Source organism: Pseudooctadecabacter sp., from assembly GCF_965657175.1.
Taxonomy (GTDB): Bacteria; Pseudomonadota; Alphaproteobacteria; order Rhodobacterales; family Rhodobacteraceae; genus Octadecabacter.
The window spans coordinates 1-22763 of sequence record NZ_CBFHNH010000029.1 but is presented as its reverse complement, the minus strand read 5'-3'; the positions used below and the strand labels follow the sequence as shown (position 1 = coordinate 22763).

Annotated in this window: 21 protein-coding genes and 2 pseudogenes; 9 read left to right on the top strand and 14 right to left on the bottom strand. The window is 61.3% G+C overall.

Annotation, left to right across the window (positions count from 1 at the left end; translation table 11 throughout):
* From ACTG36_RS16015 to ACTG36_RS15985, 7 genes and pseudogenes are all read left to right on the top strand, one after another.
* Nucleotides 1-454, top strand: a 454-nt coding sequence (locus ACTG36_RS16015; RefSeq protein WP_439142927.1) for an Asd/ArgC dimerization domain-containing protein, incomplete at its 5' end; no start/stop codon positions are given.
* A 7-nt stretch (nucleotides 455-461) separates the two neighbouring features.
* Nucleotides 462-932: a cytochrome c maturation protein CcmE gene (gene ccmE / locus ACTG36_RS16010; protein ID WP_375281431.1), complete on the top strand. Its 471-nt coding sequence runs from the start codon at nucleotides 462-464 to the stop codon at nucleotides 930-932.
* Nucleotides 933-977: 45 nt separating this feature from the next.
* Nucleotides 978-1589, top strand: a complete 612-nt coding sequence (locus ACTG36_RS16005; RefSeq protein WP_375281432.1) for a holin-associated N-acetylmuramidase — start codon at nucleotides 978-980, stop codon at nucleotides 1587-1589.
* The gene (locus ACTG36_RS16000) at nucleotides 1580-2143 is read left to right on the top strand and encodes a holin family protein (protein ID WP_375281433.1); all 564 of its coding nucleotides are present in this window, start codon (nucleotides 1580-1582) and stop codon (nucleotides 2141-2143) included. Before ACTG36_RS16005 ends, ACTG36_RS16000 begins: the two co-directional genes overlap by 10 nt.
* A 93-nt stretch (nucleotides 2144-2236) precedes the next feature.
* Nucleotides 2237-4287, top strand: a pseudogene (locus ACTG36_RS15995) (heme lyase CcmF/NrfE family subunit).
* 70 nt (nucleotides 4288-4357) lie between these two features.
* Nucleotides 4358-4684 (top strand): annotated as a pseudogene (locus tag ACTG36_RS15990) (cytochrome c-type biogenesis protein); the annotation flags it as partial.
* Between the two features lie 84 nt (nucleotides 4685-4768).
* Nucleotides 4769-5545 (top strand): enoyl-CoA hydratase-related protein, encoded by a 777-nt coding sequence (locus tag ACTG36_RS15985; protein ID WP_375281435.1) that lies wholly within the window; start codon nucleotides 4769-4771, stop codon nucleotides 5543-5545.
* Nucleotides 5546-5548: 3 nt separating this feature from the next.
* Here the strand turns inward: ACTG36_RS15985 and ACTG36_RS15980 are convergent, their stop codons facing one another.
* The 5 genes from ACTG36_RS15980 to gltX all read right to left on the bottom strand — a co-directional run bounded on the left by ACTG36_RS15980 (nucleotide 5549) and on the right by gltX (nucleotide 10702).
* Nucleotides 5549-6490: a calcium-binding protein gene (locus tag ACTG36_RS15980; protein WP_375281436.1), complete on the bottom strand. Its 942-nt coding sequence runs from the start codon at nucleotides 6488-6490 to the stop codon at nucleotides 5549-5551.
* An 86-nt stretch (nucleotides 6491-6576) separates the two neighbouring features.
* Nucleotides 6577-7230: an alternative oxidase gene (locus tag ACTG36_RS15975; RefSeq protein ID WP_375281437.1), complete on the bottom strand. Its 654-nt coding sequence runs from the start codon at nucleotides 7228-7230 to the stop codon at nucleotides 6577-6579.
* 124 nt (nucleotides 7231-7354) lie between these two features.
* Nucleotides 7355-7849, bottom strand: coding sequence for a GNAT family N-acetyltransferase (locus tag ACTG36_RS15970; protein WP_375281438.1), 495 nt, complete (start codon nucleotides 7847-7849; stop codon nucleotides 7355-7357).
* 56 nt (nucleotides 7850-7905) lie between these two features.
* A complete protein-coding gene (gene gltA / locus ACTG36_RS15965) occupies nucleotides 7906-9198 on the bottom strand; it encodes a citrate synthase (protein ID WP_375281439.1) in 1293 nt (430 codons plus the stop codon).
* 100 nt (nucleotides 9199-9298) lie between these two features.
* The gene (gene gltX / locus ACTG36_RS15960) at nucleotides 9299-10702 is read right to left on the bottom strand and encodes a glutamate--tRNA ligase (protein ID WP_375281440.1); all 1404 of its coding nucleotides are present in this window, start codon (nucleotides 10700-10702) and stop codon (nucleotides 9299-9301) included.
* A gap of 99 nt (nucleotides 10703-10801) precedes the next feature.
* On the opposite strand from gltX, the gene ACTG36_RS15955 reads away from it, so the two are divergent.
* On the top strand, nucleotides 10802-12880 hold the full coding sequence (locus tag ACTG36_RS15955) for a ComEC/Rec2 family competence protein (protein WP_439142923.1): 2079 nt from the start codon (nucleotides 10802-10804) through the stop codon (nucleotides 12878-12880).
* Here ACTG36_RS15955 and lexA read toward each other — a convergent pair.
* The 8 genes from lexA to ACTG36_RS15915 form a co-directional block, all read right to left on the bottom strand.
* Complete coding sequence (gene lexA / locus ACTG36_RS15950) at nucleotides 12877-13587, bottom strand: transcriptional repressor LexA (protein ID WP_375281846.1); 711 nt, start codon at nucleotides 13585-13587, stop codon at nucleotides 12877-12879. The genes ACTG36_RS15955 and lexA overlap by 4 nt on opposite strands.
* A 73-nt stretch (nucleotides 13588-13660) precedes the next feature.
* Nucleotides 13661-14851, bottom strand: coding sequence for a molybdopterin molybdotransferase MoeA (locus ACTG36_RS15945; protein WP_375281847.1), 1191 nt, complete (start codon nucleotides 14849-14851; stop codon nucleotides 13661-13663).
* Entirely contained in the window at nucleotides 14848-15726 is an 879-nt protein-coding gene (locus tag ACTG36_RS15940; RefSeq protein ID WP_375281848.1) for a GIY-YIG nuclease family protein, read from the bottom strand. The genes ACTG36_RS15945 and ACTG36_RS15940 overlap by 4 nt, the downstream gene beginning before the upstream one ends.
* On the bottom strand, nucleotides 15723-16199 hold the full coding sequence (moaC, locus tag ACTG36_RS15935; protein WP_375281849.1) for a cyclic pyranopterin monophosphate synthase MoaC: 477 nt from the start codon (nucleotides 16197-16199) through the stop codon (nucleotides 15723-15725). The genes ACTG36_RS15940 and moaC overlap by 4 nt, the downstream gene beginning before the upstream one ends.
* Nucleotides 16199-17005 carry an indole-3-glycerol phosphate synthase TrpC gene (trpC, locus tag ACTG36_RS15930; RefSeq protein ID WP_439142929.1) on the bottom strand — a complete coding sequence of 269 codons (807 nt, stop codon included), beginning with the start codon at nucleotides 17003-17005 and terminating at the stop codon, nucleotides 16199-16201. The genes moaC and trpC overlap by 1 nt, the downstream gene beginning before the upstream one ends.
* Before the next feature lie 226 nt (nucleotides 17006-17231).
* Nucleotides 17232-17903: a uracil-DNA glycosylase gene (locus ACTG36_RS15925; protein ID WP_375281850.1), complete on the bottom strand. Its 672-nt coding sequence runs from the start codon at nucleotides 17901-17903 to the stop codon at nucleotides 17232-17234.
* Nucleotides 17900-18916, bottom strand: a complete 1017-nt coding sequence (gene trpD / locus ACTG36_RS15920) for an anthranilate phosphoribosyltransferase (protein WP_375281851.1) — start codon at nucleotides 18914-18916, stop codon at nucleotides 17900-17902. The genes ACTG36_RS15925 and trpD overlap by 4 nt, the downstream gene beginning before the upstream one ends.
* Entirely contained in the window at nucleotides 18913-19506 is a 594-nt protein-coding gene (locus ACTG36_RS15915) for an anthranilate synthase component II (RefSeq protein ID WP_375281852.1), read from the bottom strand. Before ACTG36_RS15915 ends, trpD begins: the two co-directional genes overlap by 4 nt.
* A 188-nt stretch (nucleotides 19507-19694) precedes the next feature.
* Between ACTG36_RS15915 and ACTG36_RS15910 the strand changes: the two genes are divergently transcribed.
* Nucleotides 19695-21224 (top strand): divergent polysaccharide deacetylase family protein, encoded by a 1530-nt coding sequence (locus ACTG36_RS15910; RefSeq protein ID WP_375281853.1) that lies wholly within the window; start codon nucleotides 19695-19697, stop codon nucleotides 21222-21224.
* A 266-nt stretch (nucleotides 21225-21490) separates the two neighbouring features.
* Here ACTG36_RS15910 and ACTG36_RS15905 read toward each other — a convergent pair.
* Nucleotides 21491-22763, bottom strand: a 1273-nt coding sequence (locus ACTG36_RS15905) for an anthranilate synthase component I family protein (protein WP_439142918.1), incomplete at its 5' end; no start/stop codon positions are given.

The following is a 22763-nucleotide window of genomic DNA, read 5'->3' as shown; positions in this document are numbered from 1 at the left end:
GCATGCGGAATTGTCCGAGGGGGCCCACGCCTATGCAGTGGGAGGCACGGACCGGCATTTGGGCGAATTCGATCAGGAATTTTCGGCGCTGGCCGGGAGGCCCGTTGAGGTTCAGTTTACCCCCCATCTGATCCCCGCGAACCGCGGCATTCTGGCGACGGTTTACGTGAAGGGTGATGCGCAAGTCATTCATAAGACGTTGGAAACCGCCTATGAGGGCGAGCCGTTCTTGGAGGTTCTGCCCTTCGGTGAACATCCCAGCATCCGCCACATTCGGGGATCGAATTTCTGCCATGTGGGCGTTGTTGCGGACCGCCGCGAGGGCCGCGCCATTGTCGTAGCGGCGCTTGATAATCTCACGAAAGGATCATCGGGCCAAGCCTTGCAGAACGCCAATCTGATGTTATGTGTACGGGAGACTTCGGGGCTGATGATGGCACCGCTTTTCCCATGAGGCGCGTATGAAATCGCTCAAGAAACAAAGACGTATCCAGATCATCGCCGTGGCCTTTGTGGCTTTGGCCTTGTCCACGGGGGCCATCGGCTATGCTTTGCGTGATGGGATCAACTATTTCCGGTCGCCCACGGAAGTGGTGAGCGAACCCCCCGCCGAGACGGAGTTGTTCCGCATCGGTGGCATGGTGGCCGAGGATTCGATTGAGCGCGGGACCGGCACCCAAGTCAGCTTTATCGTGACCGATTGTTTTAACGCAGTCCCCGTGACCTATGAGGGGATTTTGCCCGATCTGTTCGAGGAAGGTCAGGGCATGGTCGGGCAGGGGCGCTACGTGAACGGCACCTTTGAGGCCGTCGAAATCCTTGCCAAACACGATGAGACCTACATGCCCGCCGAGGTCGAGGACATGCAAGAGGCGCAGAATTTCTGTGAGCCAGAGGTTAACACAGCGGACGGTGCTACCACCACCGGTTAACCAATTCCTTGCACCCTTTGTGTCCACACACATGGGGGTGCCGGAATGTACGATGTTGAGGAAATTGCCGAAGGTATAGTGGCCCGCGAGGGCGGCTACGTGAATGATCCCGATGACCCGGGCGGGGCGACCAACCACGGGGTCACCATTCACACAATGCGCCGTTTGGGGCTTGATCTGGACCGCGACGGGGATGTGGATGCGCAGGATGTCCGTGTTCTCAGCCGGGATCAGGCGGTGGTCATTTTCATCGATCACTATTTCGACCGGCCCCGCATTGCGGAGCTGCCCGCACCGCTTCATGCGACGGTGTTTGATATGTACGTCAACGCGGGCGCCAATGCGGTGCGTATTTTGCAGCGGCTGCTGCGGGACATGCGCATTGAGGTGGGCGTGGACGGGCTGATCGGGCCGCAGACGATTTCGGCGACGCAGCAGGGGCTATCGGCAGCCCCGGACCATTTCGTGGATGCCTACGGAATTGCGCGGCGCAACTATTATTACAGCCTTGCCGATGGCCGCCCGGCCAGTCGCAAATATGCGCGCAGGCGCGATGGCGGCAAGGGCGGATGGATCGTGCGGGCGGAGGAATTCATCTCCCCCCGGTTTCACCTGACTGAGGCTGAGCACCGCGAAAGGACCGCACGATGGGGCTGATTGACCGGATATTCGGCGCCATTTTCGGCGGCGGGCGCAATGTGATTGTCGAGACGGCGCAGGTCTTTCGTGAGAATGCGGAGAATGCCGGTGTGCGTGAGGCTGCGGTCAAACAACAGGCGATGCAACAATATGCGGCTGAATTCATGGTGGAGAGACGGGGTTGGTTTGATCGGCTTATGGATGGGCTCAATCGGTTGCCACGGCCCTTTTTGGCCTTTGGCAACATCGGATTGTTCATCGTCGCCATGGTGGATCCGGTTTGGTTTGCCAGCCGGATGCAAGGCATCGCATTGGTGCCCGATCCGTTGTGGTGGCTGATGGGGGCAATTGTTTCGTTCTATTTTGGCGCGCGGCATCAAGCGCATAGTCAGGATTTTCAGCGGTCGATTGCGCAGACCATGGCGCGGGTGCCAACGGTCGTTGAAAACACCCGTCAGTTGGAGGCGTTGCAGGTCGATGCACCGGAACCGCCTGCACCCGCCTCGGCGCAAAAGGCGCCGGCGCCTGCCGACAATGCGGCCCTTGTAGAATGGGCGCAGCAAAAGTCCTGATGTGACACAGACGTGACCATTTGACCGGCCCCATCGCCATGTTACGGGGCCGGTTGCGCTGGCAGCCCACCCCAAGGGGCCTATACTTGGGGGATGATTACAGAACTTGGACATTTCGCATTGTTTCTGGCGGCCCTGATCGGGGTTGCGCAGATGGTTGTCCCGCTTATTGGCGCACACAAAAGGCGAGCGCGGGTGGATGGCCACGGCGGCCCCCGCAGCCACAGTGCAATTTATCTTGGTGGGGGCGCGCTTTGCAGTCCTGACCTATGTCTTTGTCGTGTCTGATTTTTCTTTCAAACTGGTGGTGGCCAACAGCCATTCGGACAAGCCGATGCTGTAAAAAGTCACGGGTGTTTGGGGCCATCACGAAGGCTCGATGTTGCTGTGGCTGCTGATCTTGGTGCTGTTTGGGGCTTGTGCCAGTTGGTTTGGCGGCAATTTGCCCGCCAGCCTGAGGGCCCGTGTGCTGGGCGTGCAGTCGGCGGTGATCGTCGCGTTCTATGCCTTTATCCTGTTCACCTCGAACCCGTTTGAACGGCTGGATTTTCCGCCCTTTGACCGGCGTGACCTAAACCCGCTGTTGCAGGACCCCAGTATGGCATTCCATTCGCCGTTTTTGTACCTTGGCTATGTCGGTTTGAGCATGTCGTACAGCTTTGCCATCGCCGCGTTACTTGAAGGGCGCGTGGATGCAGCATGGGGTCGCTGGGTGCGGCCTTGGACGCTGGCCGCTTCGCTGTTTTTGAGGGTCGGCATCGCGCTGGGGTCGTGGTGGGCCTATTGCGAATTGGGATGGGGCGGTTTCTGGTTCTGGGATCCGGTGGAAAACGCGTCCTTTATGCGGTGGCTGTTGGCGGCAGCCCTGTTGCACAGCGCCATCTCGGTTGAAAGACGCGAAAGCCTGAAGGCCTGGACGATCCTGTTGGCGATCTTGGCCTTTGGGTTCTCTGTGTTGGGCCTGTTCATCGTGCGCGCCGGCGTACTGACGTCGGTGCATGGCTTTGCCAATGACCTCGAACGCGGCGTGTTTATCTTGTTGATTTTGCTGTTCTTTACGGGCGGTGGGCTGTTGCTGTTTGCGATGCGCGCGTCGGCCACGGACGCCACGGGGGTCTTTGGCACGGTCAGCCGTGAAACCGCCCTCGTCGCCAACAATGTTCTGCTGGCGGTGTCGTCCTTTGTGGTTTTTGTGGGCACGATCTGGCCGCTGGTGATTGAACTGGCGTCCACCGATGCGCGCTGGACTATGGCAGGCCGCAGTATCGAAAACCCGTTCTATGCCATCGGTCTTTTTGACCGGCCTGAACAGGTATCCGTGGGGCCGCCGTTCTTTGATGCGGCCTTCACGCCGTTCTTTGTGGCACTGTCGATCATCTTGCCCATCGGGTCCGTTCTGGCGAGGAAACGCGGGTCGCTGGCCAAGGCGGTAAAACCGATGGTGCCGGTGGCGATCTTGGCGATTGCCTTGGGCGCGCTGGCCTTTGCTCTGCAGACCGGACGGTCCGCGCTGGGGGCCTGTTGGTGTGGTCTTGGGCGCGTGGGGTGTGGGTGGGGCCACCGTTGATCTGGCGCTGCGCACGGGACGCGGCGCGCTGACGGACCGTCTGGGCCGGTTACGCCGTCTGCCGCGCGCCGATTGGGGCAAATTCACCGCCCATGCAGGCATGGGGATCACCGTCTTCGCAGTCGCGGCCCTGCTGGCATGGGAAGACGAAGATATCCGCGTAGCCCAGGTGGGCGACCGCTGGCAGGTCGGGATACATGAGGTCGAACTGGCCGGTATTCGCCAAGTCGACGGGCCGAATTTCGTGGGCGAGGGGGCTGACATGATCGTCTACCGCAACGGACGCGAGGTGGGGCAGGTCTTCCCCGAGAAACGCTTTTACCCCGTGGCGCAAATGCCCACGACCGAGGCCGGCATCCGCAATGGCCTCTTGCGGGACGTCTACGTGACATTGGGCGACGCCCAGGATGGCGGCGGCTGGGCGGTGCGGGCCTATATCAAACCCTTCGCCAATTGGATTTGGGGCGGGTCGATCTTGATGGCCTTGGGTGGATTGATATCGCTGACCGACCGTCGGTTGCGCGTGGCGGCGGGGGCGACAAAAGCCAGCCGCGCCAAACCGGTGCCTGCGGAATGAGGGGGGTGGTGCGCGCATTGTCGATCATGGTTGCGCTGCGTTTGGCGACCTCAACGATGGCGGTGCAGCCCGATGCCCCGTGTGCCGCAACGAAAGCATCGATGAAAGCAACGCCAGCATCAGCCGCGATTTGCGGATTTTGCTGCGCGAACGGCTGGTGGCCGGTGACACCGATGCGCAAGCGTTGCAGTATCTTGTGGACCGCTACGGCGACTACATTTTGCTGAACCCCAAGGCTGAGGGCGCGAATATCTTGCTGTGGCTGGCAGCCCCCTTGATGTTGGTCATGGCCGGTGGGGTGGCCTTTATCACCGTCCGAGGCCGCGCCTCCGCCCCTGTGTCTGACGCGTTGAGCGAGGACGAACAGGCGCGTCTGAACGATATCCTCAAATCGTAACGAATTCGAAGTGACGGCACGTTTGGGCTTTTCTAAACCGTGCAGTTCACTAGGTTGTGTCGAAAGACATGCAAAGGACGCCCCATGGAATACGCCGCCATTTCCCTTGAGATCAAAAACAACGTCGCCACCCTGACGTTGAACCGGCCTGAGCTGAAGAACGCGCTGAATGTGCAGATGCGGGCTGAAATCGTGCATGCCATCAAAGCGGCCGAAAAAGAGGCGCGGGTGCTGATCATCGGCGGTGCAGGGGATGCGTTTTGTTCCGGTCAGGATCTGGGCGACAGCGGCAATGCCACGAACCTTGATCTGGAACGGACGTTGCGCGACGAATATGTGCCCATGCTCCGTGCGATTGCGGAATGTAAAATCCCTACGATTTCGGCGGTGCACGGGGCTGCGGCGGGTGCGGGTGCCAACCTTGCGCTGTGCGCGGACGTGGTGATCGCGGCAGAAGAAGCCTATTTTATACAGGCGTTTACGCGCATTGGCCTGATCCCTGATGCCGGTGGGACCTACTTTCTGCCGCGCCAGATGGGGGCGGCCAAGGCCATGGGGGCCGCACTTTTTGGGGATAAGATCACAGGCCGTCAGGCCGCAGATTGGGGTATGATTTTCGAGGCCGTGCCGCTGGCTGATTTTGGCACACACATCGCGGCCCGCGCCTTGCATCTGGCCCAAGGCCCGACAGCAGCCTATACGCGGATCAAACAGGCGCTGCGTGCCTCGTTTGAGCATACCCTTGATGAACAGCTGGCCATCGAGGCCCGCCTGCAGGGCGAATGCGGCAAAACACGCGACTTCCAGGAAGGCGTGATGGCGTTTCTTGAAAAGCGCCCCGCGAAATACGAAGGGCGCTAGGGTCTAGGCCGCAGGTGTATAGGTGGTTGTCAGGATGCTGCCATCCAGCCCGTCCACGCTGTCGAATGTGCCTTCAACGCGCACAACGGTCTGTCCGTTGATCTGAACCTCCATCGTGGCACCACGGTCGATGATGTCCACCTCCGCGTCGGCATTGTCATCGGACAGGGCGACGATCAGGACATCCTCGGCGGTGTCAAAGTCACGGATCACGGTGCCTTCACCATCCACGTTCACCCAATCCCCGACGACAAAATCGTCTTCTCCGTCGCCCCCGAAGACCACATCATTGTTGCCCACCAGCAGGGTATCATCACCGGCACCCCCATAGAGAGTGTCGGTGCTGGCGGTGTCTGGCGCGCCTTCGACGGCGAAGCCTTCGAAGATGATCTCACCGTCTTCATCGCGGCCCAGAGCGCCGTCGCGCAGATCACTGTAGTCTTGAGGTGTCAGATCGCGGGTGAAGATGTCGGAGGCCACCAGGGTGTCGTCGCCATCCCCCCCATACAACGTGTCCGCGCCAAAGCTGTCGATCAAATCATCGTTGCCGGACCCGCCATAGAGGGTGTCACTGCCGTCGCCCCCGACAAGGATGTCGTTGCTGGAGCCGCCGTAAAGGTCGTCATCGCCGGCACCACCAAACAGGCCGTCATTCCAGTTTTCACCGTTCAGAATATCATCGCCTGCGCCGCCTTCGATCAGGTCTTGGCCAAATCCGCCAAAGACCACGTCATCGCCGCCGCCCGCGGCAATATCGTCAAAGCCACCTGAACCGGTGATCGTTTCACCCAACGACGTGCCTTCGATGTCATCTGCAAGCTCCGTGCCCTCAATCGGGTCACCGACGGTGTCGGGTTCGTCTTCAGTGCCGCCGCCCGATGATCCGCCGCCGAAATCCAGCAATGACAACAGGCCGATACTGGCGAGCAAGAATAGAAGCTCCATACAAATATCCCCTCAAAACACGAGTTTGAGGGGACATTAACCAGTTTTGGATCCCAGCGGGAGGTCCAGATTGAAACAGACTGTTTCTAGGGTGCCGCACGTTCCACGATTTTGTCCGCGAAATGGTGGTTGGTGTCGCGGTGTTCGGCTTCGTCTTGCCGGATCACGATGACGACTTCACGCAACCGCGCGTCGTCGGGCAGGTTCCAATAGGCCTTGGCGATTTGCGGGGCAGGGATGTTTTCAATGTTGCCCGCGTCAATTTCAGCCAGATATTGGGTGTAGGAGGTCACGGCCTCTTCCTCCAGATAGCCAACAACCCTGTGTGCGACCCGTGGGGCCAGCAGGTACAGGAAGAAATAGGCGTTATAGAAGATCAGCTGCACGGCCATGATCAGGAACCGTTCAAACTTGCTGGGCTGCGCGATTTCGATGAACGTCATAAGGTGCATGCGTTCGTTGTCAGCCTCTTCGATCAATTCCTTGATCCAGCCTTGGTCGTCGCGGATGTGACGGATTGCCTTAAGGTGCTGCAACAGCCCGCCAACCATGCCCGGTACGGCTGCGACGGTTTCCAGCACGACAGCGCGGTGGCCATATCGTTTTGCAAAGAATTTGTCGGGAATGATCCGCATGAGTTTGACCAGACGGAACGCAAACCGGTCGCGCCAGTCCTGAGGTGTGTGGTGCAGCGGTGCAAATTCAGCAGCCGTGACGTCAAAACCCTGTTCGTGTTTCATATCCGTTCAAACTCCGTTGATGTGTCTGATCGGTATATGGGACGTCACAAGACATCTTTCAGGGTGCGACACCTGCGGCAAAATAGCATCAATTTCGCATACATTTGTATGCGAAATCATGTGATTAACCGGGACGGTCCAGCCTGAAATAGACGCTGTGGACCCAAACGCCGTCAATGCAAAAGGTGTTCCGCGCCCTGTGCGTTTCGTGAAATCCAAGGGATTTCAACACCCCGCAGGAGGCCGCATTGTTAGGGTCGGCATCCGCAAACAGATGGTCATGATCCGTCACCCGCCACAGATGCGGAAGTATTGCAGCCATGGCTTCGGTCAAAATGCCTTGCCGCCAAAACGGACGTCGCACCATGAACCCGACCTCATTACGGGCGTAATTTCCTGCATTTCCAATGTATTGGCCGTCCATTTCAATCTGGAAATTCACCGGTGCTTCGGCCCAATGGGCGATGCGACCGTCGAGGATCTTTTGCGTCACATCCGCGGTCGCATGGGGCGGCGTGGACCAATAGCGCATGGCCTCTGAGTCGGAATAGGCGGCGAACATGGCGTCGATGTCCGACGGGCGGGGTTCGCGTAGGATCAGGCGTTTGGTTTTAAGCATGAAAAAGGCCCTCCAGGGGAATCCTGAAGGGCCTTTGATCTGAAATCCAGCGTCGATTAGCGCTTTTCGATATCCACGTAATCGCGCGCTGTCATGCCGCAATAAAGCTGACGGGGGCGGCCGATTTTCAGCTGTGGATCGTCCAGCTGTTCTTTCCACTGGGAAATCCAGCCCACGGTGCGCGCCATTGCAAAGATCGGCGTGAACATCGATGTGGGGAAACCCATGGCCTCAAGGATAATGCCGGAATAGAAATCGACGTTCGGGAACAGCTTTTTCTCAGCGAAGTAGGGGTCAGCCAGCGCCTGCTTTTCAAGCTCCATCGCGACCTGCAACAGCGGGTTGTTTTCCACACCCAAAAGTTCAAGCACCTCATCCGCGCTTTCTTTCATGACGGTCGCACGCGGGTCGAAGTTTTTGTAAACGCGGTGGCCAAAGCCCATCAGGCGGTAGCTGTCGTTCTTGTCCTTCGCGCGGGCGATGAATTCAGGAATGCGGTCAACGCTGCCGATTTCTTTCAGCATCTCAAGACACGCCTGGTTGGCGCCGCCGTGGGCCGGACCCCACAGACAGGCGATGCCCGCCGCGACACAGGCGAAGGGGTTCGCGCCGGAGGAAGAGGCCAAACGCACGGTCGAGGTCGACGCGTTTTGTTCGTGATCGGCATGCAACGTGAAAATACGGTCCATGGCGCGGGCGAGGATCGGGTTCACTTCGTAGTCTTCGGCGGGCACGGCAAAACACATGCGCAGGAAGTTGGACGCATAGTCCAGATCGTTGCGCGGATACACAAACGGCTGACCGATGGTATATTTATAGGCCCAAGCGGCAATCGTGGGCATCTTGGCGATCAGGCGGATCGTCGCGACCTCACGCTGGTGGGGGTCATTGATATCGGTGCTGTCGTGATAGAACGCGGACATCGCACCCACGACGCCGACCATGATGGCCATCGGGTGCGCATCGCGGCGGAACCCTCGGAAGAAATTGGCCATCTGTTCGTGCAGCATCGTGTGGTTGGTCACAAGGCTTTCGAACGTTTCCAACTGCTCAGCCGAGGGCAGATCACCGTAGAGAAGCGCATAGCACACCTCAAGATAGTGGCTGTCAGACGCCAGCTGGTCGATCGGATAGCCACGGTGCAGCAATTCACCCTTGTCGCCGTCAATAAAGGTGATGGTGCTGTCGCAGGCAGCGGTAGATGTGAAACCCGGATCATAGGTGAACACACCGGCCTGACCGTAAAGCTTACGGATGTCGATCACATCAGGTCCCGCCGTGGGGGAGTGGATCGGCAGCTCATAAGATTTGCCATCAATGGTCAGCGTTGCTGTTTTTTGTTCGGCCATGTGTTTTCCCTTTCTAGGCACGCAAGACGGGTGCAAAGGCCCGCTGCGTCGTCAAATCTCCGGCGAGACCCCGCTAACACCCAAGTGTTAGCAACTGGTTTCAGCCCGTCGCGTCCTTGATCCGGGCGATGGTTTCGTCCCGCCCAAGGACCAGCATCATATCAAAGACAGAAGGGGACACCGCGCGCCCTGCAAGAACCGCGCGAAGCGGTCCGGCCAGTTTGCCAAGTTTGGTGTCATGGGCCTCAGCAAGGGCGCCCACGATCCCTTCGAGGTCGTCTCGCGCCCAGCTACCAGTTTGCAACTGCGGCGTCAATTCCGCCAGTATACCTTTGTGTACATCATCCAGCGCCTTGGCGGCCTTTTCATCTGGCACAATAGGGCGGGACGTTAGAACAAAGTGAGCCTTATCAAGCAGTTCGGGGAAGGTCTTCGACCGTTCTTTCAGGCTTGGCATCGCTTTCAACATTCCGTCACGTTGTGGTGACGTAAGGGCAGGCTGGTCGGTGGCGGCCAGATAGTCCTCCAACTCATGCAGCAGTGCAGCATCGTCTGCGGCGGCAATATGTTGGCCACACAGATTTTCCAGCTTTTTGGTGTCAAACCGGGCAGGGGATTTGCCGATCCCGTCAAGATCAAACCAGTCCCGCGCCTGCGCGTCGGTGAAAAATTCGTCATCCCCGTGCGACCATCCCAGCCGTGTGAGGTAATTGCGCATCCCCGCCGCAGGATAGCCCATGGCCTGATATTCGGCCGCACCTGTGGCCCCGTGCCGCTTCGACAGTTTCTTGCCGTCGGGCCCGAAAATCAGCGGGATATGCGCCAGCACGGGTTTGTCCCAGCCCATGGCGTCGTAAATTAGGTTCTGGCGGAAGGCATTGGCCAGATGGTCATCGCCGCGCACCACATGGGTCACGCCCATGTCGTGGTCATCGACCACCACGGCGAGCATATAAACCGGCGATCCGTCCGAACGCAGCAGCACCATGTCGTCCAACTGGTCGTTCTGATAGGTCACATGGCCCTGCACTTCGTCATGCAAGGTCACGGATCCCTCACGGGGGGCTTTGACGCGGATCACATAGGGCGCGTCAGGGTGATCAGCCTCGGGCACATCGCGCCATGGGGACCGGAACAGGGTGGAGGTTTTGTTGGCGCGGGCCTCTTCGCGAAAGGCCTCAATCTCATCCTGGGTTGAGAAACATTTGTAGGCCGTGCCATCGGCCAGCATTTGCAGCGCGACTTCAGCATGGCGGTCCGCATTGGCGGCCTGTGATGTGGGTGCGCCGTCCCAATCCAGACCCAGCCACGTCAGCCCGTCCAGAATGGCCTGCCGGTTTTCATCCGTGGATCGGGCTTTGTCCGTGTCCTCGATCCGCAACAGGAACTTGCCGCCCCGACCACGGGCATAAAGCCAGTTGAACAGCGCCGTGCGTGCGCCGCCGATGTGCAGGGCGCCCGTGGGCGAAGGGGCGAAACGGGTGACGACGGGACGTTCGGACATGGAAATTAACCTTTTGCTAACTACAAAATGGTGAAGTTGGGGCCGCAGGGGGCCGGGCGTTGCGCCGCAGATACTAAGCCCGCCGTCGGAGGACAAGAGATGCAAGCGCTGATGGGCCAGATTGCTGCCCAGCGGGACTATCTGTTTTTGTGGACGCCTCTTGGGCTGTCCCTGGGGATTGCTCTTTATTTCGGGCTGAAATTTGAACCGCCCCTGGCCCTGTCCACCACGCTGTTGGTCTGCGCTTTGGTCGTTTGGGCTGTGCAACGTTGGCTGCCTGAGGGCCTGCGCATCGCGGTGGTGGCGCTGGCGCTGATTGCGGGCGGGTTCGGTTTGGCTGGCGTGCGTGCGCATATGGTGGCCGAACCGGTGCTGGGCTTTCGCTATTACGGCGCCATCGAAGGGCGCATCGTGGCCATTGACCGTTCCCAATCCGAGGCCGTGCGCCTGACCCTTGACCGCGTGGTCCTCGAACGGATGGACCCAAGCCGCACACCCGCGAAGGTGCGCGTGTCCTTGCATGGCGAACAGGGCTTCATCACCCCAGAGCCGGGCCAGACGGTCATTTTGACGGGGCACCTGTCGCCGCCCTCGGGCCCTGTGGAACCCGGGGGCTTCGATTTTCAACGCATGGCATGGTTTCAGGGCTTGGGCGCTGTGGGCTACACGCGCACGCCGGTGTTGCTGGCGCGGCCTGCGTCTGACGGGGCGGCGGGCCTGTGGGTGTACCGCCAAAGGGTGGCGATCAGCCAAGGCGTGCAGGCGCGCATGGAGGGGGAGGCCGGGGCCTTCGCAGCCGCCATCATGACCGGCGACCGAAGCGCCATGGGGCAGGCGTCGCTGGCAGCACTCAGGGCGTCCAACCTTGCGCATTTGCTAGCGATTTCGGGGATGCACATGGGCATTCTGGCAGCCTTCATCTTTGGGCTGGTGCGCTATGGTCTGGCACTTTTCCCGCGCGTGGCGCTGCGGTTTCCGACCAAGAAAATCGCGGCCGTCGCGGCCTTGATCGTCGCGGCCTGCTACCTGGCTTTGTCAGGTGGTAATATCGCCACGCAACGGGCGTTTATCATGGTGGCAGTGATGTTGGTGGCGGTGCTGTGCGACCGGCGCGCTTTGACCCTGCGGGCGGTGGCCATCGCCGCCATTCTTGTGCTGATCCTGCGGCCAGAGGCGCTGTTCGGCCCGGGGTTCCAGATGTCCTTTGCCGCGACCACCGCCCTTGTCGCCGTGTTTTCTGGGATCCGCCATGTGCCCATGGACGCCGTGCCCCGTTGGCTGCGCCCTGTAGGGGCCGTGGTGGTGTCGTCGCTGGTGGCGGGGCTGGCCACAGCGCCCATCGCCGCGTTCCATTTCAACCAGATCGCCCAATACGGGCTGATTGCCAATCTGCTGAGCGTGCCGTTGATGGGCACGCTTGTCATGCCCTCGGCGGTGCTGGCCACAGTCCTGTGGCCCGTAGGGTTGGAGGGGATCGGGCTGTGGCTGATGGATCTTGGCCTCAGCTGGATTTTGGGCGTTGCGCATTTCGTGACTGGGTTGGGCGGCAGCCTGCGCCATGTGGTGACACCGGGGCCGGAGGTCTTGGTGTTGATCGCTTTGGGTGGATTGGTCGTAATCTTGTGGCGCGGGTCGGCCCGTTGGGCCGGTCTCGTGCCACTGATGTTGGGGTTCGCCCTGTGGCAGGTGGCCGACCGGCCCGATCTGTTGATCGCGGACAGCGGATCGCTGATCGGGGTGATGACACAGGAGGGCCGCGCGGTGTCCAAGGCGCGCGGAGAAAGTTTCGCCGCCACCAGCTGGCTGGAAAACGACGGCGCGCCGGTGCCGCAACAGGACGCCTATGGGCGGGCAGGCCTTGATGAACAAGGCCGCATCATCCGCGCCACTTTGGGCCAGACTGAGGTCATCAACATCAGGGGCAAAACGGCGCTGGCCGAGCTGTCAGGCTGTGGCGGCGCGGATATCCTGATTACCAATCAAGACCACAGCGCCCCCGCAGGCTGCACCCTGTTCGACATCCGCCAGTTGCGCCAAACGGGCGCTGTCGCGGGGTGGGTGGAGGACGGGCGCCTGCGCCTTGAAACAGTACGCGACCGCACAGGCGACAGGCTGTGGAACACGCGCGCAGTGCGTCAGCGGGATACCCCGCTGACCCGCGCGCTGGCGCGGCTTTAGTAGGACCGGATCAGCCCGACCAAACGGCCCTGAACCTTTACCTGATCATCCCGGAACAGACGGGTTTCATAGGCAGGGTTCGCCGCCTCAAGCGCGATGGCATTGCCGTTGCGGCGATAGCGTTTCAGCGTGGCCTCTGCGTCTTCGACCAGTGCCACGACGATATCGCCATTGTCGGCTATCTGCGTTTCACGAATGATCACTACGTCACCATCATTGATGCCCGCGTCGATCATGGAATCGCCTTTGACTTCAAGCGCATAGTGATCCCCCTTGCCAACCATGGCGGCAGGCACCGCCACGTTGCGGCTGACCTCTGAGATGGCGGCGATGGGCACACCCGCCGCGATCCGACCCATGACAGGCAATTCAATTGCGCCACCATTCTCCAGCGGTTGTGCCGCCGCCGGACGGCTGTCGGGCCGGTCGCCGTCAATCACCTTGGGCGTGAATCCCGATGGGGCAGGCGCGCCGCCCAGCTTTGCCTCAAGCGCGTCGGGAAGTTTCACGATCTCCAATGCCCGCGCACGGTGTGCCAGACGGCGGATAAACCCGCGTTCCTCTAGGGCTGTAATCAGCCGGTGGATGCCGGATTTTGACCGCAGATCAAGGGCTTCCTTCATCTCATCAAAGCTGGGCGGCACCCCGTCGCGCTGCACGCGCTTGTGGATGAATTCCAGTAGATCAAGTTGCTTCTTGGTGAGCATGCGCCCTCTCCCTCAACAGCTGTGGTTCGGGATGTTCTACTGGTGTTCTTGTTTTGTGTCAATATGTTCTGTTTCAGATCGGATAGATCGTCACAGCATCGCCTGCCGCCTTGGGCGCGTCATCAATGGGGCGCAGCAGCAGGCAATTGGCCTCCGCCAGCACCGTCAACATGGAACTGTCTTGGCGGTCGAAGGCGGTGACCTGCCGCGCGGCATCCCCTTCGTCAAAGCGCGCGCGCATGTAGTGCGCGCGGGGCCCACCAGCCGGAAGCGGCGCGGTCAGGCGGGCGGTCAGTGCAGGGGGCAGAACATCACCCAGCCCCAGCGCGCGCCGCACCATAGGCAGCAAGAACAGATGACCACAGACCACCGCCGACACGGGATTTCCTGGCAGGCCAAGGAAGGCGACATCGCCCTTAGCGCCTGCCATCAGCGGTTTGCCCGGGCGCATGGCGATTTTGTGGAAACTGCGGGTAACGCCGAAGCGGTCGAGGGCGGGGGCCACAAGGTCATGATCGCCCACCGACGCGCCGCCGATGGTGACGATGATATCCGCCCCCCAATCTGCGGCCTGCGCCAAAGTCGCGTCCAGTGCCTCAGTTGTGTCGGGCGCGATGGGCAGAACATGCGCCTTAGCCCCGGTTTGGGCCAGCATGGCCTGCAGCGCGAAGACGTTGGAGGCGATGATCTGATCCGGCCCGGGATCCCCCCCCGGCATCAAAAGTTCATCCCCCGTTGAGATGAGCGCGACTTTGGGGCGGCGGGTCACCGCGACATTCGCGTGGTTCATCGCGGCAATCAGCGCCAGATCGGCGGGGGTCAACGCACGGGGGGCGTCCAGGGAAAAGGTTCTCGTAAAATCAGCGCCTTGCGGGCGGATATTGATGTTGTCTTTCAGGGGTTCTGTCAGGGTAATCTGATCCCCGATGCGGGTCACGTTTTCCTGAATAATCACACGGGTTGCTCCGTCGGGCACCGGCGCACCGGTGAAAATCCGCACGGCCTGTCCGGGGCCTACATGCCCGTCCCATCCATGCCCGGCGGCGGCTTCCCCGATCACATCAAAGGTGCTGCCTGTCGTCGCTTGACCGCTTTGAACCGCATAGCCATCCATGGCCGAGGCTGAAAACGGCGGCTGATCCCGTTTTGCGGTCAGGGGGGTGGCCAAAACGCGGCCCAAGGCCTGCGCAAGGTCCACGTCCTCCGCGGGGCCCGCGCGCACCAACCCCAAACACAGCGCCTGTGCTGTGTCGACGGAGATCACGTGGCCACCTGCGTCAGTTGCATGTCTTCCCAGTCTGCATAGCTTTGATCGCTCCCGGCAACCTTCCAAGCCTTACGACCATTGCTGGATCGTCCTGAGACGACAGCAGCCGTGGCGGAGGGACTGGAGAACGCGTAATCCTCGGTAAAAAGACCGTCTGCGATGATGCCTTTAGACACCAAAGTGTCAAAGAGGGTCCAGTAATGTGTGTTGTAAGTCCTGTCACCGACCCACGTGGGCCGCACCTTTGAGCCCGCCTGAACAATCATTTCGCCTTCTTTCAAGACTGCAAATGCATGGACATCGTAACGTGGGACGACGCATTCGAACCGCACCTCGGTCGTCTCGCTGTGTTGAACCGTTGAAGTCTCGCGCTTTTTTAGGAGAAAGTTATCGACCCGGATGGCAGGCAGAACCATCATCAGGGTCTCAAGATAGCTTTCCATGTTGGCCCGATCCGCCTCAGACAGGCTGGCCCCGGACGGTTGGTTCCCATTCTCTAGGGTGGTCAATGCCACGTCCCGGGCGATCGTGACCAAGCGCGCTTCTAGGTATCGGACATGAGCTTTGTGCAAATTGTCGGCGCTTGTGGTGATCAGGACCGCCGTGTCCCACCAGTCTTTGCTGGCCGCATGGGTGCGCAGCCGAGCAGCCATATCTTCGGCTTCGCCCACATATGCCAGAGGTCCGTCAGACGTTTCCCCCATCAGGAGGTAGACGCCGGTGAATTTTGCCTCTTCGCGGGCCAATCCCTCCTTCAGGCGGGTGCGGGGGATGCGTAGAACATGGCCCGTCCAGTTGAAAACCTGCGCCGTCAGCATGCCGTCGGGGCGGCCATCTATAAAAAAGAGTTCGAGAGAGCGGGCGGCGCTCATCCCTCAAACCGGCCAGATTTGCCGCCGTCTTTGAGGGTGACGCGCAGGCCGCCGATGTCCATGTCTTTTTGAACGGCCTTCAGCATGTCGTAGATCGTCAGCGCGGCAGTCGAGGCGGCGGTGAGGGCTTCCATTTCCACACCGGTCTGGCCCGTCGTCTTGACCGTGGCGGAGATGCGCACGCCGGGCAGGGTGTCGTCGGGGACAAGGTCGAGGGCCACTTTGGTGATCGGCAGCGGGTGGCACAGGGGGATTAGGTCGGAGGTTTTCTTGGCCCCTTGGATGCCTGCAATCCGCGCGATGCCCAGCACGTCGCCCTTTTTGGCGGTCCCTGCGGTCACATGGGCGAGGGTTTCGGGCGCCATTTTGACCCACGCCTCGGCTGTGGCGATACGGTCCGTCACGGCCTTGTCCGAGACATCGACCATATGGGCCTGTCCGGCCCCATCAAAATGAGAGAGCCGGTCCGTCATTACATGCCGCCCATGGTCACGGGGTTGGCCAGCAAGCTGCGCGTCGCGGCGGTCACATCGTCTTGCCGCATGAGGCTTTCGCCAATCAAAAAGGTCCGCGCGCCGTAGCGGGCCATATCGGCCAGATCATCCGGTGTGTACAGCCCGCTTTCGCAGACGATCAACCGATCGGCGGGCACCTGTTTGGACAGGGTCCGCGTGGTGTCCAGCGTGACATCGAAGGTCTTGAGGTTACGATTGTTGATGCCCATCAGCGGTGATTTCAGGTGGCAGGCACGGTCGAGTTCCGCGGTATTGTGAACCTCGAGCAGGACATCCATGCCCCACTCAAACGCTGCGGCTTCAAGCTCTGCGGCTTGAGTGTCCTCGACGGAGGCGAGGATGATCAGGATCGCGTCGGCGCCCAAGGCGCGGGCTTCGGCGATCTGATAGGGGTCATACATGAAATCCTTGCGCAGGGCGGGCAGGTCACAGGCGTCGCGCGCTTGGGTCAGAAATTCATCGGCGCCTTGGAAGCTGGGGGCGTCGGTCAGAACGCTCAGGCAGGTGGCCCCGCCGTCGGCATAGGCCTGTGCGAGCTTTGGCGGGTTGAAATCTTCGCGGATCAGACCTTTGGAGGGACTGGCCTTTTTGATTTCCGCGATCAGGCCATAGCCTTCTCGGCTGGCCTCGACCAGGCGGTCGGCAAACCCGCGGGGAGCGGAGGCTGTGCGGGCGGCGGCCTCAACATCGGCCAAGGTGCGCGCGGCTTTGCAGGCGGCGATATGGTCGAGTTTGTAGGCTTTGATTTTGTCCAGAATATCCATGAATGGATAGGTAGCGGTGCTGATTGCCAAAGGCAATCGCGCCTGCGGCGGGCGGGGTGCAAATTTTCTTCGAAAATTTGGCCTCCGGCGGAGGTATTTGAGAACCAGAGAATTCGAGGCGTCTTGGAAAGGCCCCAGTGGGGCGTTTCAGTCGAAGAATGGTCGGAGACCCGAGGCGTCTTGGAAAGGCCCCAGTGGGGCGTTTCAGCCGGGAACGGATGACAACCTAAGTGTCCTTTAAGGCCTGCGCCCAGTGAATGGGAACGTCGCCTTGCGCCGTGAGCCAAGTATTGACCGCGCTGAAGGGCCGTGACCCTCGAAACTGTTTGATCGACAGCGGGGACGGGTGGCCGCTTTCGTGGATCAAATGCGTCCCCGTTTGGGGTGCTGTGATGTGTTTGGCAAAGCCGCGTGCGTGATTGCCCCACAGCACAAACGCGCGAGGTCGGTCACTCAGCCGGGCCAGCACATCGCGCGTCAGGGCGGCCCAGCCCAATTTGCCATGGCCACCGGGCTGTCCTGCGGGCACTGTCAGCGCGGTGTTCAGCAACAGCACGCCCTGATCGGCGAGGTGACGCAGATCGGACGACGCCGGGCGTTGGCCCACATCCGCCTCCATTTCTGCAAAGATATTGCGCAAGGACGCGGGCGGTTTCACATCGCTTTCGGCAGAGAAGGCAAACCCGTGGGCGTGGCCCGGTGTTGGGTACGGGTCCTGACCCAGAACGACGACGCGGGTGTCTTCGGGCGAAGTGCGCGCGAGGGCCGCAAAGACCTGATCCGCGGGTGGCAGAATATCCCTGACGTCGGCTGCCAGTGCCTGTTGCACGGCCGGAAAGGCCGTGTCCCAGAACGGCAGATCGGTCCAGCCAGGCAGGTCCGGCCGTGGCAGGATCACGAGGCTGATGTGATGCGGGCAAGGGTTTCGAGGCAGCCTTTGGCGGCCCCTGAATCGATGCTTTCAGCGGCCATGGCGGCCCCGGCTTTCAACCCTTCGACCTTGCCAGCGACCAGCAGTGCGGCGGCGGCGTTCAGTAGTACCGCATCGCGGTAGGCGGAGTGTTCGCCATCCAGCAGGGCGCGGAAGGCGCGGGCGTTGTCCGCCGGTGCGCCGCCCATAATCGCCTCAAACGGATGGACGGGCAGGCCTGCGTCCTCGGGGTGGACTTCGCGGGCCACGATCATGCCGCCCGAAAGGGCCGCGACCGCGGTGGGGCCGGTGATCGTGATTTCATCGGTACCGTCGGATCCGTGCACAAGCCATGCGGCCTCCGACCCCAGTTCCTTGAGGGTTTCGGCCATGGGAAAGATCAGATCGGGCGCAAAGGCGCCAGTGAGTTGGCGTTTGACGCCTGCGGGATTGGTCAGTGGCCCGAGGATGTTGAAGATCGTTTTGGTTCCCAACTCTTGCCGGACGGGCATGACGTGTTTGATCGCCGGATGGTGCATAGGGGCCATCATGAAGCCGATGCCTGCTTCGGCCAGACCACGTTCGACCACATCGGCGCCCACCATGGTGTTCACGCCCATTTCCGTCAGCGCATCGGCGGCCCCAGAGAGCGAGCTGAGGTTTTTGTTGCCGTGTTTGGCCACCGGCACGCCTGCGCCTGCCACCACAAAGGCGGTGGCGGTCGAGATGTTGAGCGTGCCTTTGCCGTCGCCGCCGGTGCCGACGATGTCCATCGCCCCTTGGGGCGCATTCACGGGCACGCAGTTGGCGCGCATGACGGCGGCGGCGGCGGCGTATTCAGCCACGCTTTCGCCGCGCGTGCGCATCGCCATCAACAGCCCCGCCATCTGGGCATGGGTTGCTGTGCCGTTGAAGAATTCCTCAAAGGCGGCCTCGGCTTGGGCGCGGGCCAGCGGTCCTTCGGTGGCGGCGTGGATGATGGGTTTCATGGCATCGCTCATGCGGCGGCCCCTTCTTTGGCAGGCAGAATGTCGAGGAAGTTTTTCAGCATGGCGTGGCCGTGTTCTGACCGGATGCTTTCGGGGTGAAACTGCACGCCGTGCATGGGCAGTTCGCGGTGCCGCAGGCCCATGATGGTGCCGTCCTCCAACTCCGCAGTGACTTCAAGACAGTCCGGCAAGGTGGCGCGGTCGACGATGAGGGAATGATAACGCGTGGCCGCAAGCGGGCTGGGCAGGCCTGCGAAAACCGATGTGCCGGTGTGGTGCATCGTGCCCATTTTGCCGTGCACGATTTCATGGCAGCGGATGACCTTGCCGCCGAAGGCCTCACCGATGGTCTGATGGCCAAGGCACACGCCCATGAGCGGGGTTTTGGTCTCAGCTGCGGCTTTGGTCAGGGCCAGACAGATGCCGGCCTGCGCGGGATCGCAAGGACCTGGCGACAACACGATGCCGGTGGCGCCCATGCCCATCGCCTCTTGCACGTCGATCTTGTCATTGCGGCGCACGACCACATCGGCGCCCAATTCCCCGAAATAATGCACCAGATTATAGGTGAAGCTGTCATAGTTATCGATGAGCAGGAGCATGGATCCGCCGCCTTTGGATTGGGTTAATTTGGGGCTACCGCACACGGCCCGCCCGCTTATATAGTCGCCGTATACATGGGCCGGAGCGCGGGGGGGCGTCAAGGCCTGCAATGATCCGGCGGGGCCTGAACAGGGCCCGAAGAGAGCCACGAGGCTGAGGCGCCGCACCAGATGAGGACGATGGGCAGATGCAGGGATTTTTCGGTGGGATTGTGACCGGCGGGCTGGTGTCCGCACTGGCCTTGTCGGTGGCGTCAGTGGTGGGTGAACAACCCGCAGGGGTGACGCCGCCTGCGCCGCCGTTGGTTGACGCGCCGCAGGTCGAAGACACGCCCGAGGCGGCCAATGACGGCCCGTCCACGCCTGTGGGCAGTGTCAGCATTGACGAACCCGTGGCCCCCGATTTGCCGGGCGATGAGGGGGCGGCGGCGGAACCCGCAAGCCCTGTCCAGCAAGAGGCGGATGTGGCGGCCCCGTTGGCGGACACGGCACCCTTGGATGAACCGGATGTTGTTGCCATTGAAGGCGCGATGGAGGCTCCCGCAGCTGCAGAAGGCGTAGATCTGGTGGCCGAACCGGTTGATCCGGTGCTGCCCAACCCGCAGTCTGTCGCCCCGCAGGTCCCGTCAAATGAGGCGGATTTGACAGTGTCCACGGCCCCCGCAGCGCCGGTTCTGGTGGATGAGCCCGAAGAGGTCGCCGTAGAGGCGGAGGTCACAGCCCCCGCCGCCCCAGCACCAGAGGTCGAGGCGGAAGTGGCAGTGGAGGCTGAAGCCGAGGGCGAGGCAAGTGCCACGCCAGAAGCCGCGGCCCCCGAGCCAGACGAAGATGTCTTCGTGGTTGATCTGCCCCAAACCGGTGAAGACGCAGCCCCCGCTGAAGATCCCGTGTCTGGCGATGATCTGGCGCTGGCCAGCCCCGCGCAGCCGCGTATTCAATTTCAGGGTCAAGGCAACACCTTGCTGACGGACCGCGACACCGGCGTGACCGTGCGCCGCCCGACCAGCGATGAAACCGCCGAACCTGAGGCCGAGGCCGCCGCTGCCAGCAACGCTTTGGTCGACTATGCGGCCAGCTATCCGGACCCTGCGGGCAAGCCGTTGATGTCGGTGCTTTTGATTGATGACGGGTCCATGTCTGCGGCGGCTGCGGCGCTGTCGGGCCTGCCATTCCCAGTGACGATCGTGCTGGATGCCGCCCGTGCCGATGCGGAGCAGGCGATGGAGGCCTACCGCGCGGATGGGTTTGAAGTGGCGGTGATGGCCAACCTGCCGCAAGGCGCGCAGCCCTCTGATGTGGAGGTGACGTTTGAGAGCGTTTTTGCCGCCCTGCCTGAGGCCATTGCCGTTTTGGACATGGGGCAAGGCGGGTTGCAATCAGACCGAGAAGTCACGGCGCAAGCCATGGAAATTCTGGCCGATCAGGGACGCGGTTTTGTGACCGTGTCACAAGGGCTGAACATGGCAGGACGGGCCGCAGAACAATCCGGTGTGCCCGCCACCACAGTCTACCGCGATCTGGACGCCGACGGCCAAGACGCCCGCGTCATTCGCCGTTTTGTCGACCAAGCGGCCTTCCGCGCGCGTCAGGAAACCGGCGTGGTGTTGGTGGGTCGCGTGCGGCCCGACACGATTTCTGCGTTGATTTTGTGGGGGACGGCCAATGGTGAAGATCAAGTGGCGCTGGTCCCGCTGAGTGCCGTTCTGACCGCAGAGTGAGGGACGATCTGCGATCGGCGCCTGCGGCGGGCGGGGGCTAAAATTCTACGAATTTTAGGGGGACCGTGGAGACGGGGGCGCCGTCACCGCATCGGTGGATGTGCGGGACGGTCTGATGTTTAGGTATTTGTGAACCAGAGAGTTCAAGCCGTCCCGGAAAGCCTCCGGTGGCGGGTTTCAGGCGAGAACGGGCGGAGCCCAGAAGCCGTCTTGGAGTGGCCCCAATGGAGCAGCCCAACCTTGGTTTGGAGGGCCGTCACCAGGTCTTAGGAATTGCCACTTCGGAAGGTGGCGGCGTCGGCGGCAGCGCGGCGGATGGCGTTGGATTTGTGCACCGTCTCCATATATTCCGCCTCTGGGTCGCTGTCGTAGACCACACCGCCGCCCGCTTGAATATAAAGTTGGTCGCCCTTCAGCACCGCCGTGCGCAGGGCGATGCACATATCCATGTCGCCATTTGCGCTGAAATATCCGCAACCGCCGCCGTAGATGCCGCGTTTTTCGGGTTCCAGTTCATCGATGATCTCCATCGCGCGGACCTTTGGCGCACCTGAGACGGTGCCAGCGGGCATACCGGCAAAGAACGCGGACAGCGCGTCTTGGTCTTCTGCCAATTCACCCACCACGTTGCTGACGATGTGCATCACATGGCTGTAGCGTTCCACGATGAATTGTTCTGTGGGACGCACAGTGCCGATCTTGGAGACCTTGCCCGTGTCGTTGCGCCCCAGATCCAGCAGCATCAGATGTTCGGCCAGTTCTTTCTGGTCGGCCATCAAATCAGCCTCGTTCGCGCGGTCCTCGTCCGGGGTGGCACCGCGAGGGCGGGTGCCCGCGATGGGGCGGATGGTGACTTCGTTGCCAAAGACACGCACCAGAATTTCCGGGCTGGCCCCGATAATCTGATAGCCGCCGTAGTTGAAAAAGAACATGAACGGCGACGGGTTGGTGCGGCGCAAGCTGCGATACAGCGCGAAGGGCGGTTCGCGAAAGGTCTGGGTCCAACGTTGGGCAGGCACCACCTGAAAGATGTCACCGGCACGGATGTAGTCTTTGGCTTTCTCAACGGCGGCCATGTAGCCGTCTTTGGTGAAATTGGAGACAGGCTCGGTTTCGGTGCTGTCCTCAAAGCTGGCCAATTCGGCGGCGGGCACCGGCAATTCCAGTGCGCGTTGGGCGTCCATCACCCGTTCCGCGGCCTGCGCATAGGCGGCTTTGGCGGATTGGCCGGTGCCCGCATAGGCGGGGGCCACAAGGATCACCTCGCCCTTTACCCCGTCCAGCACTGCCACCACTGACGGGCGCAGCAGAACCGCGTCGGGCAGGCCCAGCGGGTCGGGGTTCACATCGGGCAGATGTTCCACCAGCCGGATCATATCGTAGCCCAGATAGCCAAAAAGCCCGGCAGAGGCTGCTGGCAAATCCTCAGGCAGATCAATCCGGCTTTCGGCAATCAGCGCACGCAGATTGTCCAGCGGATCGCCTGACTGGTCTTCAAACGCGTCCTCATCAAACCGCGCATGGCGGTTTATCCGGCTG

Coding starts and splice junctions, on each gene's coding strand:
- ccmE (WP_375281431.1), top strand. CDS start 462: ATGAAATCGCTCAAGAAACAAAGACGTATCCAGATCATCGCCGTGGCC.
- ACTG36_RS16005 (WP_375281432.1), top strand. CDS start 978: ATGTACGATGTTGAGGAAATTGCCGAAGGTATAGTGGCCCGCGAGGGC.
- ACTG36_RS16000 (WP_375281433.1), top strand. CDS start 1,580: ATGGGGCTGATTGACCGGATATTCGGCGCCATTTTCGGCGGCGGGCGC.
- ACTG36_RS15985 (WP_375281435.1), top strand. CDS start 4,769: ATGGAATACGCCGCCATTTCCCTTGAGATCAAAAACAACGTCGCCACC.
- ACTG36_RS15980 (WP_375281436.1), bottom strand. CDS start 6,490: ATGGAGCTTCTATTCTTGCTCGCCAGTATCGGCCTGTTGTCATTGCTG.
- ACTG36_RS15975 (WP_375281437.1), bottom strand. CDS start 7,230: ATGAAACACGAACAGGGTTTTGACGTCACGGCTGCTGAATTTGCACCG.
- ACTG36_RS15970 (WP_375281438.1), bottom strand. CDS start 7,849: ATGCTTAAAACCAAACGCCTGATCCTACGCGAACCCCGCCCGTCGGAC.
- gltA (WP_375281439.1), bottom strand. CDS start 9,198: ATGGCCGAACAAAAAACAGCAACGCTGACCATTGATGGCAAATCTTAT.
- gltX (WP_375281440.1), bottom strand. CDS start 10,702: ATGTCCGAACGTCCCGTCGTCACCCGTTTCGCCCCTTCGCCCACGGGC.
- ACTG36_RS15955 (WP_439142923.1), top strand. CDS start 10,802: ATGCAAGCGCTGATGGGCCAGATTGCTGCCCAGCGGGACTATCTGTTT.
- lexA (WP_375281846.1), bottom strand. CDS start 13,587: ATGCTCACCAAGAAGCAACTTGATCTACTGGAATTCATCCACAAGCGC.
- ACTG36_RS15940 (WP_375281848.1), bottom strand. CDS start 15,726: ATGAGCGCCGCCCGCTCTCTCGAACTCTTTTTTATAGATGGCCGCCCC.
- moaC (WP_375281849.1), bottom strand. CDS start 16,199: ATGACGGACCGGCTCTCTCATTTTGATGGGGCCGGACAGGCCCATATG.
- trpC (WP_439142929.1), bottom strand. CDS start 17,005: ATGGATATTCTGGACAAAATCAAAGCCTACAAACTCGACCATATCGCC.
- trpD (WP_375281851.1), bottom strand. CDS start 18,916: ATGAGCGATGCCATGAAACCCATCATCCACGCCGCCACCGAAGGACCG.
- ACTG36_RS15915 (WP_375281852.1), bottom strand. CDS start 19,506: ATGCTCCTGCTCATCGATAACTATGACAGCTTCACCTATAATCTGGTG.
- ACTG36_RS15910 (WP_375281853.1), top strand. CDS start 19,695: ATGCAGGGATTTTTCGGTGGGATTGTGACCGGCGGGCTGGTGTCCGCA.